Source organism: Variovorax palleresanus (genome assembly GCF_051144945.1).
Classification (GTDB): domain Bacteria; phylum Pseudomonadota; class Gammaproteobacteria; order Burkholderiales; family Burkholderiaceae_C; genus Variovorax; species Variovorax paradoxus_S.
This window is the reverse complement of record NZ_JBJNVP010000002.1, coordinates 4,178,944-4,191,887: the sequence shown is the minus strand read 5'-3', so window position 1 is coordinate 4,191,887 and position 12,944 is coordinate 4,178,944. Positions and strand designations below refer to the sequence as shown.

General features: G+C 63.7%; 11 protein-coding genes and 1 tRNA gene. 4 read left to right on the top strand and 8 right to left on the bottom strand.

Features of this window, described 5'->3' with window-relative positions:
* Positions 1 to 96: 96 nt before the first annotated feature.
* Positions 97 to 2,502, bottom strand: coding sequence for a UvrD-helicase domain-containing protein (locus tag ACJ7Z0_RS23545; RefSeq protein ID WP_434791758.1), 2,406 nt, complete (start codon positions 2,500 to 2,502; stop codon positions 97 to 99).
* 206 nt (positions 2,503 to 2,708) lie between these two features.
* Between ACJ7Z0_RS23545 and ACJ7Z0_RS23540 the strand changes: the two genes are divergently transcribed.
* Entirely contained in the window at positions 2,709 to 3,686 is a 978-nt protein-coding gene (locus ACJ7Z0_RS23540; protein ID WP_434791757.1) for a GMP reductase, read from the top strand.
* Positions 3,687 to 3,713: 27 nt separating this feature from the next.
* Here ACJ7Z0_RS23540 and ACJ7Z0_RS23535 read toward each other — a convergent pair whose 3' ends face one another.
* Entirely contained in the window at positions 3,714 to 4,580 is an 867-nt protein-coding gene (locus ACJ7Z0_RS23535) for an alpha/beta hydrolase (protein WP_434791756.1), read from the bottom strand.
* Between the two features lie 90 nt (positions 4,581 to 4,670).
* Here ACJ7Z0_RS23535 and ACJ7Z0_RS23530 point away from each other — a divergent pair.
* The 3 genes from ACJ7Z0_RS23530 to ACJ7Z0_RS23520 all read left to right on the top strand — a co-directional run bounded on the left by ACJ7Z0_RS23530 (position 4,671) and on the right by ACJ7Z0_RS23520 (position 7,468).
* Positions 4,671 to 4,746 (top strand) — tRNA-Ala (locus tag ACJ7Z0_RS23530).
* A gap of 320 nt (positions 4,747 to 5,066) precedes the next feature.
* Complete coding sequence (locus tag ACJ7Z0_RS23525; protein ID WP_434791755.1) at positions 5,067 to 6,755, top strand: sensor histidine kinase; 1,689 nt, start codon at positions 5,067 to 5,069, stop codon at positions 6,753 to 6,755.
* Positions 6,756 to 6,775: 20 nt separating this feature from the next.
* Positions 6,776 to 7,468, top strand: a complete 693-nt coding sequence (locus ACJ7Z0_RS23520; protein WP_434791754.1) for a LuxR C-terminal-related transcriptional regulator — start codon at positions 6,776 to 6,778, stop codon at positions 7,466 to 7,468.
* Between the two features lie 58 nt (positions 7,469 to 7,526).
* Here the strand turns inward: ACJ7Z0_RS23520 and ACJ7Z0_RS23515 are convergent, their stop codons facing one another.
* From ACJ7Z0_RS23515 to ACJ7Z0_RS23490, 6 genes are all read right to left on the bottom strand, one after another.
* A complete protein-coding gene (locus tag ACJ7Z0_RS23515) occupies positions 7,527 to 8,432 on the bottom strand; it encodes a type II secretion system F family protein (RefSeq protein WP_434791753.1) in 906 nt (301 codons plus the stop codon).
* Positions 8,433 to 8,444: 12 nt separating this feature from the next.
* Positions 8,445 to 9,437, bottom strand: coding sequence for a type II secretion system F family protein (locus tag ACJ7Z0_RS23510; RefSeq protein WP_434791752.1), 993 nt, complete (start codon positions 9,435 to 9,437; stop codon positions 8,445 to 8,447).
* Positions 9,438 to 9,446: 9 nt separating this feature from the next.
* Positions 9,447 to 10,820 carry a TadA family conjugal transfer-associated ATPase gene (locus ACJ7Z0_RS23505; RefSeq protein ID WP_434791751.1) on the bottom strand — a complete coding sequence of 458 codons (1,374 nt, stop codon included), beginning with the start codon at positions 10,818 to 10,820 and terminating at the stop codon, positions 9,447 to 9,449.
* A gap of 66 nt (positions 10,821 to 10,886) precedes the next feature.
* Positions 10,887 to 12,038 (bottom strand): CpaE/TadZ family protein, encoded by a 1,152-nt coding sequence (locus ACJ7Z0_RS23500; protein WP_434791750.1) that lies wholly within the window; start codon positions 12,036 to 12,038, stop codon positions 10,887 to 10,889.
* A gap of 19 nt (positions 12,039 to 12,057) precedes the next feature.
* Positions 12,058 to 12,486: a TadE family protein gene (locus ACJ7Z0_RS23495; protein WP_434791749.1), complete on the bottom strand. Its 429-nt coding sequence runs from the start codon at positions 12,484 to 12,486 to the stop codon at positions 12,058 to 12,060.
* Positions 12,483 to 12,944, bottom strand: coding sequence for a TadE/TadG family type IV pilus assembly protein (locus ACJ7Z0_RS23490; protein ID WP_434791748.1), 462 nt, complete (start codon positions 12,942 to 12,944; stop codon positions 12,483 to 12,485). Before ACJ7Z0_RS23490 ends, ACJ7Z0_RS23495 begins: the two co-directional genes overlap by 4 nt.

Sequence of the window (12,944 nt, the reverse complement as noted above, 5' to 3'; positions counted from 1 at the left end):
ACGGGGATTGCTTCTTTAGAACCGCCCCAAACGCCCGTGGTTATTGCGGCCTAAGCTATTTGTTTAATAGCAAATGTGGGCAGGGCATGGCAGCGCTCACACCGGCGTGAGCTTGGCCACCGACAGCGCGAGCCACTTCACGCCATGCCGCGTGAACTTGACCTGCGCGCGCGCATCGTCGCCCGTGCCCTCGAGAGACAGCACCGTGCCTTCGCCGAACTTGTTGTGGAACACCTGCATGCCCGAGCGCAGGCCGTGCGAGGGCGCGGTTTTCTGCGGTGGCACCGGCGGGCTTGCATAGGTGTCCTTGTTGCCACCGTAGCCGCTGCCGCTGCTGTAACTGCCGCCGCCGCCACGCGTGCTCGCATAGCCGCCGCCATAGCCGAAGGCCGACGGCGTGAAGGCCTGGTTCTTCGGCGTGAGCCACTTGAGCGCGCCCTCGGGCAGCTCTTCGAAGAAGCGGCTCTTGACGTTGTAGCGCGTCTGGCCGTGCAGCATGCGCGTTTGCGAATGGCTCAGGTACAGGCGCTTGCGCGCCCGCGTGATCGCCACGTACATCAGGCGGCGCTCTTCCTCGAGACTTTCGAAGTCGCTCATCGAGTTCTCGTGTGGGAACAGGCCCTCCTCCATGCCGGTGATGAACACGCAGTCGAACTCCAGGCCCTTGGCGGCGTGAACGGTCATCAACTGCACCGCGTCCTGCCCGGCCTGCGCCTGGTTGTCGCCCGACTCGAGCGCCGCATGCGTGAGAAACGCGGCCAGCGGGCTCAGCGTTTCACCGGTTTCGGCATCGGGCGCGAGCGGCTCGTCCATCAGCGGCCGGTTCGGATCGATGCCCTGGCTCGCAAGCGACTGGCGCAGTTCGTCGATGGGCAGCGCCACCGCGTCGCGGCCGAAGCCTTCCTGCGTGACGAAGCTTTCGGCCGCGTTCACCAGTTCTTCCAGATTCTCGATCCGGTCGGCGCCTTCGCGGTCGGCCTTGTAATGTTCGACCAGGCCGCTGTGATCGAGCACCAGCTCGATGATCTCGCGCAAGCTCGCACCCTGCGTCTGCTCGCGCAGCACGTCGATCTTGGCAACGAAGGCCGTGAGGTTCGAACCCGCCTTGCCGCCCACCGCGTGCACCGCGTCGTGCAGCGAGCGCCCCGCCGTGCGCGCCGCGTCCTGCAGCTGCTCCAGCGTGCGCGCGCCGATGCCGCGCGGCGGAAAGTTGACCACGCGCAGAAAGCTGGTGTCGTCGTCCTTGTTCTCGAGCAGGCGCAAATAGGCCAGCGCGTGCTTGATTTCGGCGCGCTCGAAGAAGCGCAACCCGCCGTACACGCGGTATGGCACCGAGGCATTGAAGAGCGCCGTTTCGATCACCCGGCTCTGCGCATTGCTGCGGTAGAGCACGGCCATTTCCTTGCGGTCGAAGCCGTCGCGCACGAGCTGGCGCATTTCCTCGACCATCCACTGCGCCTCGGCCAGGTCGGTGGGCGACTCATACACGCGCACCGGCTCGCCCGGACCCTGGTCGGTACGCAGGTTCTTGCCCAGCCGCTTCTTGTTGTGGCTGATGAGCTCGTTGGCCGAATCGAGGATGTTGCTGTAGCTGCGGTAGTTCTGCTCCAGCTTGATCTGGTGCTGCACGTCGAACTCGCGCACGAAGTCGGCCATGTTGCCCACGCGCGCACCGCGAAAGGCGTAGATGCTCTGGTCGTCGTCGCCCACGGCAATCACGCTGCTCTGGCCCGGCGTGAACTGGCCGGCCGCGGTGACCCCCGAGAGCATCTTGATCCACGCGTACTGCAGGCGGTTGGTGTCCTGGAACTCGTCGATCAGGATGTGGCGAAACCGCCGCTGGTAGTGCTCGCGCACCGGGTCGTTGTCGCGCAGCAGTTCGTAGCTGCGCAGCATGAGCTCGCCGAAGTCGACCACGCCTTCGCGCTGGCACTGCTCCTCGTAGAGCTGATACAGCTCGACCTTTTTCCGGTCGTCCTCGGTGCGGATCTCGACGTCCTTGGGGCGCAGGCCGTCTTCCTTGGCCCCCGCAATGAACCACTGCGTCTGCTTGGCGGGAAAGCGCTCGTCGTCGACGTTGAACTGCTTCATGAGCCGCTTGATGGCCGAAAGCTGGTCTTGCGTGTCGAGAATCTGGAAGGTCGAAGGCAGGTTGGCCAGCTTCCAGTGCGCGCGCAGAAGGCGGTTGCACAGGCCGTGGAAGGTGCCGATCCACATGCCGCGCACGTTGACGGGCAGTATCGCCGTGAGCCGCGTCATCATTTCCTTGGCGGCCTTGTTGGTGAAGGTCACGGCCAGGATGCCGCCGGCGGAGACCTGGCCGGTCTGCAGCAGCCAGGCGATGCGGGTGGTCAGCACCCGCGTCTTGCCCGAACCGGCGCCGGCGAGGATGAGGGCATTGCCCGCAGGCAGGGTGACCGCGGCACGCTGCTCCGGGTTCAGGTTCTGCAGCAATGGCAGTTCCGAGGGGTTGGCATCAGCCGCAGGTTCGTTAAACAACATCCGTCGATTGTAGAAACCAACCCGTATGCGGGTTATACGAAGAACTGGAAGACCCGCCGCGGCGAGACTGCGTAAAATCAATCACCGGGCCCAAGTTTCTTGCGTCCGGTTTTTTGTGGGCGTTTTCTTTTCGAGAAGCACCGCAAAGGCCGGCCGGACCAAGCGCTCATTCGTTTTTTTCAACGATTCCTTCCAGGAGCCTGGTCATGCAGATTTTCGACTACGACAACATCCTCTTGCTGCCGCGCAAATGCCGCGTGGAAAGCCGCTCGGAGTGCGACGCCAGCGTGACGCTGGGGGCGCGCAGCTTCCGCCTGCCGGTGGTGCCGGCCAACATGAAGACGGTGGTCGACGAGCCGATCTGCCTCTGGCTGGCGCAGAACGGCTACTTCTACGTGATGCACCGCTTCGACCTGGACAACGTGAAGTTCGTCCGGGAGATGCACGGCAAGGGCGTGTTCGCCTCGATTTCGCTCGGCGTGAAGAAGCCCGACTACGACACGGTCGACCAGCTGGCGGCCGAGGGCCTGGTGCCCGAATACATCACCATCGACATTGCGCACGGCCACGCCGACAGCGTGAAGAACATGATCGGCTACCTGAAGCAGAAGCTGCCGGCCTCCTTCGTGATTGCCGGCAACGTCGGCACGCCCGAAGCCGTGATCGACCTGGAGAACTGGGGCGCCGATGCCACCAAGGTCGGCATCGGCCCGGGCAAGGTCTGCATCACCAAACTCAAGACCGGCTTCGGCACCGGCGGCTGGCAGCTCAGCGCGCTCAAGTGGTGCGCGCGCGTGGCCACCAAGCCGATCATTGCCGACGGCGGCATTCGCGACCATGGCGACATTGCCAAGAGCGTGCGCTTCGGCGCCTCGATGGTGATGATCGGATCGCTCTTCGCGGGGCACGAGGAGTCGCCGGGCCGGACGGTCGAAGTCGACGGCACGCTCTTCAAGGAGTACTACGGCTCGGCCAGCGACTTCAACAAGGGCGAATACAAGCACGTCGAGGGCAAGCGCATCCTCGAGCCCATCAAGGGCAAGCTGGCCGAAACGCTGGTCGAGATGGAGCAGGACGTGCAAAGCTCCATCAGCTACGCGGGCGGGCGCGCGCTGATGGACATTCGCAAGGTCAACTACGTCACGCTGGGCGGCGACAACGCGGGCGAACACCTGCTGATGTAGGCGCCCTTTCGGCGCCGCCGGGCCGGATCAGGCTTCCAGCAGCTGCACCGCGTGCCGGTGCAGCCTGTGGGCCGGGTCGGCCAGTGCATCGACGATGCTGAAGTGATTCAAGCCTGCCAGCGTTTCGCACACCGGCACGGTGTTGCGGCCCCAGGCTTCGCGAATCAATGCGTTGTGGCGAATGAATTCCTCGCTCTCGTCGCCTCCCACCACCGCATGGAGCTGCCCGCGTGCTGGCGCCGGCCACAGCGCCGGGCTCGCGCGCAGCGCGTCCGCGTCGCTGAGCTTCAGCGCGTGCTCGAGAAACGGCGTGCGCTGCAATGGCCGAAGGTCGTAAAGGCCCGAGATCGACAGCGCACTGCGCACCAGCTGCGCCGGCAACCCGGGTGACACGGCCTTCCAATCGCAGGCGAGCAGCGCGGCCGCCATGTGGCCGCCCGCCGAGTGGCCTGCCACGGTAATGCGCGCGGGGTCCGCCCCAAAGCTCGCGGCATTGCGCCAGGTCCATTCGAGCGCGCGCACGATCTGCATGACGATGTCCGGCACGGTCACCGGCTGCTCCGGCGTTCCGGGACACAACGCGTAATTGGGCATCACCACGCACACGCCGCGATCATTGAACGCGGGCGCAATGAAGGAATGGTCCCGCTTGTCCATGGCGCGCCAGTAGCCACCATGAATGAACACCAGCACCGGCGCATCGGCCACGGGTGCGGGAAAGATGTCGAGCGTTTCGTTCACTCCGCGGCCGTAGGGCACATCGATCCGGCTGGGAAGCGCCTCACGCGCCGCCGCTGAATCGCCGGCCCAGCGCGCGAAGTACGCCGGGTGATCCTTCACGCGCGCGAGATTGTTGTACATGCTTTCCAGCCAGGCGGGTTCGTACGAGGCCATGCGGTTCCTGCTCCTTCTTTTGCGAGGCGCGAATCTTGGCATGGCCCCCTGCGCCAGGAGACAGGTTCTGGTTAAAATTCGGACTGTGTTGGGGGGGTAGCTCAGCTGGGAGAGCGCCGCGTTCGCAATGCGGAGGTCGTGAGTTCGATCCTCATCCTCTCCACCAACCACCATTCAAGGGCTCGGATTCTTCCCGAGCCCTTTTTCTTGCCCGCTTCTGCCGCTTCCCACTGGCGGATACATCTGCTGGCCAGCCCTCGCATCTCGCATCAGTTGGTAACAAAAGTACACACTGGACCAGGGTATTAACAAAAAGTATTGCTTTCGACTACAAAAGTAGTAATGTGAAATCTTCACAATATTAATTTTGGCGCAAAAGTGAACCCAAGTGTTACGTCCCGCAGATCCCCTCCCGGGGATATGGGCGTCTCGTCGCTGTTGACAACCGGCGAGATATGAGCCGCTCGATGCACTGGAAAACCAGCGATGCCTGCCACGTCCATCGACCCGGATTCCGGGACCGACTCTCTGACCGCCGACGCTCTCATGGTGGCGCGGATGCGGTTGGTGCTGTCGGTTTCGGCGCTGCTGGCAGTCGGGGTTGACGCCGGCGAGGTAGAACAACAGACCATCGGCAGCGCCGTCTGGCTCGTCTTTTCGGGCTTTGTGGTCTACAGCCTCGGTGTTCACGTCTGCACCCGAACGGGCCAGCCGTATTTTCAGGGCAAAGCCATCCACTGGCTAGACATCCTGTGGTTTACGCTGATGGTCTTGGTGACCGGCGGCGGCAGCAGCCTCTACTTTCTCTTCTACTTCTTCGTCATTCTCACGTCGTCTTTCCGGTGGGGCTATGAAGAAGGTGCCCGCATGACGATGGCCGCGGTGGTGTCGTTCGCCACCTGCGGGCTCGGAACAGGCACGGGGAGCGACACGCCGCAACTGCTCATGCGCACCACGTTCCTCCTGGCGCTGGGACACATGATCGGCCATTGGGGCGGATCGAAGGTCGAGTTGCGCCGGCGCCTTGCGCTGCTGAGCCAGGTGAGCCGGCTGTCCAACCCGCGGTTCGGCGTCAACCGCACCATCGCCAGCACGATGGAGAAGACCCTGGCCTTCTTCGAGGCAAGCCACTGCATCCTGCTGATGCGCGACACGGATACCAGCGGCTGGGTGCTGCGCTCGGTCGGAAAGAGCGATACGGGCGAATCCGTCAGTGTCGAGACCATCGACCGCGTCTCCGAATCGCCGCTGATGGCCCTGGGCGTCGAGCAGATAGTGCTGAGCAGCCGCCTGCCCTGGCCGATGAGCATGGTGCGTGCCGACGGACACGCCTGCGACCCTCGCACGCATCGCTGGCATCCCCAGGATGAACAGGGCTTGCGGCACAGCGCGGCGGTCGCCGCGATGCTGGAGGCTCGCAGCTTCATGACTGCACCGCTGCCGATGCGCCAGGGCGAGGGACGGATCTACGTGTCTTCGCACGAAGGACAATTCCGCAAGTCCGACGCGCTGTTTCTGGCTCACCTCATGAATCAGGTCTTTCCGGTCATCGAGACCATCCGGGTGCTCGACGGCATGGCCTCGGAGGCCGCCTCGAAAGAGCGCCTGAAGCTCTCGCTGGACCTGCACGACACCGCGATCCAGCCCTACATCGGACTCAAGCTGGGACTGAGCGCGCTTCGAAAGAAGGCCGGCGCCGACAATCCGCTGATCGACGACCTGGACAAGCTGGCCGCCATGGCCGAGAGCGTGGTTGCCGATCTGCGCCACTTTGCCGGCACCGTCAAGCACGGCGCCGACAGCCACTGCGAGTTCATCCTTCCGCATCTGCACCGCCAGGCGGCGCGCATCAAGACGCTCTACGGAATCGATATCCAGATCGTCGTTGACGGCGACGTTCACCTGGACGACCGGATGACGGCCGAAGTGCTCCAGTTGGTGCGCGAAGGGCTGAACAACATCTGCAAGCACACCCATGCCCATCACGGCCGCATCCGCATCGGCTGCACGGACGGCAAGCTGCAGATCCGGATCGAAAACGAAGCATGCGGCACGATTTTCTCGAACTTCCGCCCTCGCTCCATCAGCGAACGCGCGGCAGCCCTCGGAGGAAGCGCTGAGGTTACCCAGGGCATGGGCGGCGCAACGGCGGTTCTGGTCGAAATACCCATCTGAACAAGACAAAGGGGAAAAAAATGCAACCCATCACAACGGACCATCCCATCGGGGTCATGCTGGTCGACGACCACCAAACCATGCTGTGGGGGCTGTCGAGGCTGATTGACGGAGAACAACCGCGCATGAAGGTCGTTGCCACCGCAAACTGCTTCGAACAGGCGCTGGAACACACCGTGCACTACGTGCCCGACGTCATCGTGCTCGATCTCGACCTGGCCGGCCAATGCTCGCTCGACATTCTTCCGATGCTGCTGTCGAACGACATTTCGCGCGCCCTCGTCCTCACGGCGGAGCGCCGGCAGCAAACGCTGGACCTCGCCGTGCTGCGCGGTGCCAGAGGCGTGCTGGGCAAGGACGCTTCCGCGGAGCAGGTGCTCGATGCGATCCAACGCGTCCACAAGGGCGAGCTGTGCATCGACGCGCAGGCCATGGGCCGCGTGTTCTCCGAGCTGACCTCTCCCAAGAAGCCGGTGAAGGTGAATCCCGAAGAAGCCAAGCTGGCCAGCCTGACGCAGAAGGAACGGCAGGTCATTCGTGCCGTGGTCGAGGGCAGCGGCGCTCCGAACAAGACGCTTGCGTCAAGGCTGTTCGTTACCGAGCACACGTTCCGCAATCACCTCACGGCGATCTACCAGAAGCTTGGCGTGTCGAACCGGCTCGAGCTGTATATCTACGCGATCAAGCACCAGCTGGACGTGGTGCCTCACTGAACGCGAAGCAGTCAACCCGGCCGGGTTGACTGCCCCTGACTGTCTTTGACTGCCCGGCTCAGTGGCCAGCGAGCATCGGCATGATGGTGCGAATGACCCGGATCGCCGCCGGCGCAAGAATGACCAGCGAGATGCACGGGAAGATGCACACCACCAGCGGCAGCAGCATCTTGGTGGGTACCTTCGCGGCCAGCTCTTCCGCACGCATCTGCCGCTTGTGGCGAAGATCGTCCGAGAACACACGCAGCGATTCGCCGATGCTGGTGCCGAACCGGTCTGCCTGGGTCAGCATGGTCGCGAAGGTCCCAATTTCTTCCACACCGGTACGGAGCGACAGGTTGCGCAGCGACTTCTCGCGCGTCGCGCCTGCACGCATCTCCAGGTTGGTCCAGTGCAGTTCCTGCGCCAGGGCCACGCTCTTGACGCGGATCTCTTCAGTGACCTTGACAAGGCCGGCATCCAGCCCGAGCCCCGCCTCGACGCACACCAGCATCAAGTCGGCGGCATCCGGAAAGTTATCGAAGATTTCGCGCTGCCGCCCCCTGACCATCACGTACAGCACGGCGTTCGGCAGGTAGCAGCCGACCAGCGCCGCGACTGCGAGCCACAGCAGGGTCTTCAATCCGTCGTCGGCTCCCGCCGTGCGCATGGCCAGGAAGGCCAGGCCGGCGAAGCCCAAGGGCAGCAGCGTCTTCAATCCAAAGAAGAAGAGGCTGGCATCCGGATGCCGGATTCCCGCATTCAGGAACCTAACGCGCAGTGGCGTGGTTTCACCATCGCCTGTGGGCGAAGACAGTTGCGCGAAGGGGCCGACGATCTTGACAGCGGTTTCGGCCCAGGCCGATTTGGCTGTCGAGGGGGCTAAGGCCTGAAGACGGCGCTCGGTGCGCGTGGGCAGCACCCACACCACGAAGCCTCCGACTGCAAGAGAGACGGTAACGAACACGAGTATGGGAAACAGCATGATTCTTCTCCTTCAAACACGAATCTTCACGATCTTGCGCAGGAGCACCACGCCGACCAGCATCGTTACCAGCATGTACTTGATGACGCTCAGCCCCATCGGATCGGTCCACAGCGGCGACATGAATGCCGGGTTGAAGATGTTCATGGCGCCCGCCAGCGCAAAAGGCATCAAACCCAGGATCCAGGCCGACAAGCGTCCCTCTGATGACAGCACCCGCACCCGGGCCAGCAGCTTGAGCCTCTCGCGGATGAGCCGGCTCAGATTGCCCAGCACCTCCGTCAGGTTGCCGCCGGAATCACGCTGAATCAGCACTGACACCACGAAGTAGCGCAGGTCGGTGAGCGGCACGCGTTCGCTCAGGTTGGTGAGCGCCTGTTGCAGCGAGACCCCGAAGTTGACCTCGTCGGCCACCATGCGGAATTCGCTGGCAATGGGGTCCGACATTTCGTCGCCGATCATCTGCACGCTGCTCGCGAACGAATGACCCGCGCGCAGTGCACGCGTCACCAGGTCCAGGGCGTCCGGCAGCTGCCTCTCGAGATGGGCCAGGCGGCGGGCGCGCCGATAGTTCAAATAGAGCAGAGGCACCGCCGCGCCGGCGGCACCGGCCAAGGCGGCAATCCACGCGGGCTGATTCGCGAACGACACCATCGCCAAAAAGGCAAGTGCGCCCAAGAGCCCGCAGGCGAGAAGCACGTGCGACACCGTCCACTCCAGCCCAGCCTGAAGGATGAAGCGATCGAGGCTGTGGACCCGCGGGAACTTCAGCAGCACGCGCTGCATCCACGGCGCATCGCTGAGCATGCGGTCTTTGACGAGCCGCGCCTGCACGGTGTGATCGGAACTTGCCGAAAGCGCCTGGAGGCGCTTCTCGATCTTCTTGGCATCGGCCCCCCGGTAGGACTTCCACAGCAGGTACAAGCCCTCGATGACCATCAGCACTGTGACGAAGACCAGCACGGTCAGAATGATGAGGGTGTCGCCAATCAGGTTGTCGAACATGATGGCCTCCTATTCGTAGTGCTTGTCGGGATCGAACATGTTGTCGGGCAGCGTGACGCCAAAGGACTGCAGCCGTTCAACGAATTTCGGCCGCACGCCCGTCGCGTGGAAATAGCCGCGCAGCTGACCATCCGGGCCCATGCCGGTCTGGCGGTAGGCAAAGATCTCCTGCATCGTGACGACCTCCCCTTCCATGCCCGTGATCTCCTGGATGCTGGTGACCTTGCGCCGGCCATCGATCATCCGCAGGACCTGGATCACCACGGTAATGGCCGATGCGATCTGCTGGCGCACGGTGCGGTGCGGCAGATTCAGGTTGGCCATGCCGATCATGTTTTCCAGCCGCGCCAGCGCATCCCGGGGCGTGTTGGCGTGAATGGTGGTCAGCGACCCTTCATGGCCAGTGTTCATGGCCTGCAGCATGTCGACTGCTTCGGCGCCGCGCACCTCGCCGATGACGATCCGGTCGGGCCGCATGCGCAGCGCGTTGCGCACCAGCGCACGTTGCGTGATCTCGCCCTTGCCTTCGATGTTCATCGGCCGCGTTTCCATTCGCGCCACGTGCGGCTGCTGGAGCTGGAGTTCGGCCGCATCCTCGATGGTGATGATGCGTTCGGTTGCGGGGATGAACCCTGAAAGAATGTTCAGCAGCGTCGTCTTGCCCGCACCGGTCCCGCCGGAGATCAGCATGTTGACCTTCGACTGGGAGAGCCCTTCGAGCATCTGCGCCATCTGCGGCGTGAGCGTCTTCAGGTCGTTCACCAGGTTTTCCATCTTCAGCGGAATCTTTGCGAACCGCCGAATCGACATCATCGGGCCGTCCAGTGCCACCGGTGCAATCACCGCGTTGACGCGCGATCCGTCGGGCAGCCGCGCGTCGACCATGGGGCTGGACTCATCGATGCGCCGACCGACGAGCGAGACGATCTTGTCGATGATGCGCAGGAGGTGCTTCTCATCGGTGAAGCTCACGTCCGTCAGCTCCAGCCGGCCCTTGCGTTCGACGTAGATCTGCTCGTGAGAGTTGATCAGGATGTCCGAGACCGTCGGGTCTGCCATCAACAGCTCGATGGGGCCGAAGCCGAGCATCTCGTGCTGGATGTCGCGTATCAGCGTGCGCCGCTCGATGTCGTTCAGCGCCTCAGGCTCTTCCTGCAGCAGCCGCGTGACCATGGTGGAGATCTCCTGCCGCAGCAGCTCGGGCTTCAGGGTTTCAAGCGCCGTCAGGTCGAAGCGGTCCAGCAGCTTCAGGTGCATTCGCTCCTTCAAGAGCTTGTAGGTGTCCGAGGCGAAAGATGAAAGCGTCGTCTCGGCCGAGGGCCGCCCCGCCGACTGCACGACCGGCTCGGCTTCGATCGCATTGAGCTGTTCTCGAAATGACATGGGGAACCTGCCTTGCTATGGAAGAAGGGATAGGGAAGAAAACATCTGCAGCAAACAACCAGGCGCTCAGGCGCGGCGGAAAAGCCGGCCGATGAAGCCCGCTGCTTCCTTGGGACGCGGACTGAGCGTGTGAGCGATTTCCGCAAGCCGCTTGCAGAGCGGGCTGCTTCGGGACATGTCCGCCAGCGGTACGCCGCGGTTGATCGATGCATCCACGTCCTTGCCGCCGTCGGGCACGCTGACCAGCGTGGCCCCGCCGAGCGAACGCCGCATGTCGGACAGCCCGATCTCCGTGCCTCCGGCACTGCGGTTGACCAGCAGCTCGACCTTGCCGGCCGCGTAGCCCAGCGACTTGAACACCTGTATCAGGCGCGTCACGTTGCGCACGTGCGGCAGGCTCGGCTGGAGCACGGGGAAGATGCGGTCGGCACGGTCCAGCACGCGGATGGTGAGCGGATCCATGCGCAGGCCGAGGTCGAACAGCACGAAGTCGTACTGCGCCGAGGCCACCTGGAGAATCGCGTCGATGTGCTCGGCCTTGACCTCCAACGCACGCGAAAGATCATCCGGCGCGGCAAGAATGCTGAAGCCTGGCGCCACCTTCACCACGCTTGCGGCGAGCAGGGAAGCATCGAGCCTGCCGATGTCGCGGGCCACGTCGGCCACCGTGGACGTCGGCCGCAGGTCGCTCACATAGGAAAGCGCGTCGCCGAACTGCAGGTTCAGGTCGATGAGCAGAACCGAGCGCCGCATCGACAATTGGTGGCCGATGTTGGTAGCGAGAAAGGTTGCGCCGCTGCCGCCCTTGCACGGCATGAACGCGACCACTTGCGCCGGCTCGCGTGCCAGCGTGCCGGCCATCTTGAGCGCAATGCGCTCCACGGCGGCCTCGAGCGCCGCGGGTTGGGGCGGCGAAGGAAGCACCTCTCGCACGCCCGAACGCATGGCAAGAATCAGGAACTCGGGCGTTTGCATGGCACAAAGCAGCACCACTGCGATGGCGGGGTGGCGCATGGTCAGCTGCTCGACCATCTCCAGCTCGTGGGGGTCGCAGCACATGCCGTCCACCAGCATCAGGTCGGGAGCCGATCGCTCGACAACCCATTGCATGCGGCTCTTGCCTCCTTCAAACACCGAGACGACGTGGGAGCGCGCCTCGAGTATCTTGCGCATTTCCTGCAAGTGGGCCGGGTTGGGCGAGATGAGGGAGATCTTCATGGCAGGGTCCGTTTCGTCTTTACGAGCAGATGGTTGGGCTGTGAGGGTCGTTCCGCATCACTTCGCGCGGCAGGAAGGTCGAAAAACTCGGCATCGGGATCAGCGGCGCCGCCGCGCCCACGATGGGCGAGATCCATTGGTAGTTGAGCCCGGTGATGCCCACCGTGACACCCTGGCAGGTGGCTGCGTTGCAGCCCGCCGGCATCCAGGCCACGCTCACCGTGGTGATCTGCGGTAGCAAAGCTTGCATGCGGGCAAGCACCAGTGCCTGCTGGGCGGTGTCGTCGCAGACCACCGCATAGCGCGCGCCCGCACGCGTGGCCTCGTTGGCCGCGCTCCAGGTGAACAGCATGCGCGCGAAGTCCACGATGCCCAGGACCAGCATGAGAAAGACGAGCAGGCCCAACGCAAACTCGACGGTGGTGGCACCGGCCATCTGGCGTTTCATGATGGAGACCTCATGGTGGCAGTGATGTCGCTGAAGACGATGTTGCCGTTTGCATCGGCAAACACGATGCCCATCACCGACGGAAACATCGAATGGAAGGTGTAGCTGCTGATGCGCACCGACACCGTGTTGATGAGCGGGTTCGCCCCCGCCGACTGCCAGGTGCAGCAGCTGTCTGCGGGCACGTTCAGCAAGCTCAGGCCGGGGGCCAGCGGCGTGCCTGTGCCGGCGGTGTTGCCGTACACCATCAGGTTGCGCGCCTCGGTGATGTTCGTGCCCGGCGTCTGCACCGACAGGTAGCGAACCGCATCCCGGCTGGCCTTCACGACGATGTTGTACTCGTACATGGCCCGGCCGAACTCGGTCGTGATGAAAGTGAGAAGCAGCAAGAGAGGCGTAATGAGCGCCAACTCGATCAGCGCTGCGCCGCGCTGGCTGTGGTTGGATGCTTTTTTCAT

What these genes read in the sequence shown, in the direction of transcription:
- ACJ7Z0_RS23505 (WP_434791751.1), bottom strand. Translation starts at nt 10,820, where the DNA reads ATGTCATTTCGAGAACAGCTCAATGCGATCGAAGCCGAGCCGGTCGTG.
- ACJ7Z0_RS23490 (WP_434791748.1), bottom strand. Translation starts at nt 12,944, where the DNA reads ATGAAAAAAGCATCCAACCACAGCCAGCGCGGCGCAGCGCTGATCGAG.
- ACJ7Z0_RS23525 (WP_434791755.1), top strand. Translation starts at nt 5,067, where the DNA reads ATGCCTGCCACGTCCATCGACCCGGATTCCGGGACCGACTCTCTGACC.
- ACJ7Z0_RS23535 (WP_434791756.1), bottom strand. Translation starts at nt 4,580, where the DNA reads ATGGCCTCGTACGAACCCGCCTGGCTGGAAAGCATGTACAACAATCTC.
- ACJ7Z0_RS23495 (WP_434791749.1), bottom strand. Translation starts at nt 12,486, where the DNA reads ATGAAACGCCAGATGGCCGGTGCCACCACCGTCGAGTTTGCGTTGGGC.
- ACJ7Z0_RS23515 (WP_434791753.1), bottom strand. Translation starts at nt 8,432, where the DNA reads ATGCTGTTTCCCATACTCGTGTTCGTTACCGTCTCTCTTGCAGTCGGA.
- ACJ7Z0_RS23545 (WP_434791758.1), bottom strand. Translation starts at nt 2,502, where the DNA reads ATGTTGTTTAACGAACCTGCGGCTGATGCCAACCCCTCGGAACTGCCA.
- ACJ7Z0_RS23500 (WP_434791750.1), bottom strand. Translation starts at nt 12,038, where the DNA reads ATGAAGATCTCCCTCATCTCGCCCAACCCGGCCCACTTGCAGGAAATG.
- ACJ7Z0_RS23540 (WP_434791757.1), top strand. Translation starts at nt 2,709, where the DNA reads ATGCAGATTTTCGACTACGACAACATCCTCTTGCTGCCGCGCAAATGC.
- ACJ7Z0_RS23520 (WP_434791754.1), top strand. Translation starts at nt 6,776, where the DNA reads ATGCAACCCATCACAACGGACCATCCCATCGGGGTCATGCTGGTCGAC.
- ACJ7Z0_RS23510 (WP_434791752.1), bottom strand. Translation starts at nt 9,437, where the DNA reads ATGTTCGACAACCTGATTGGCGACACCCTCATCATTCTGACCGTGCTG.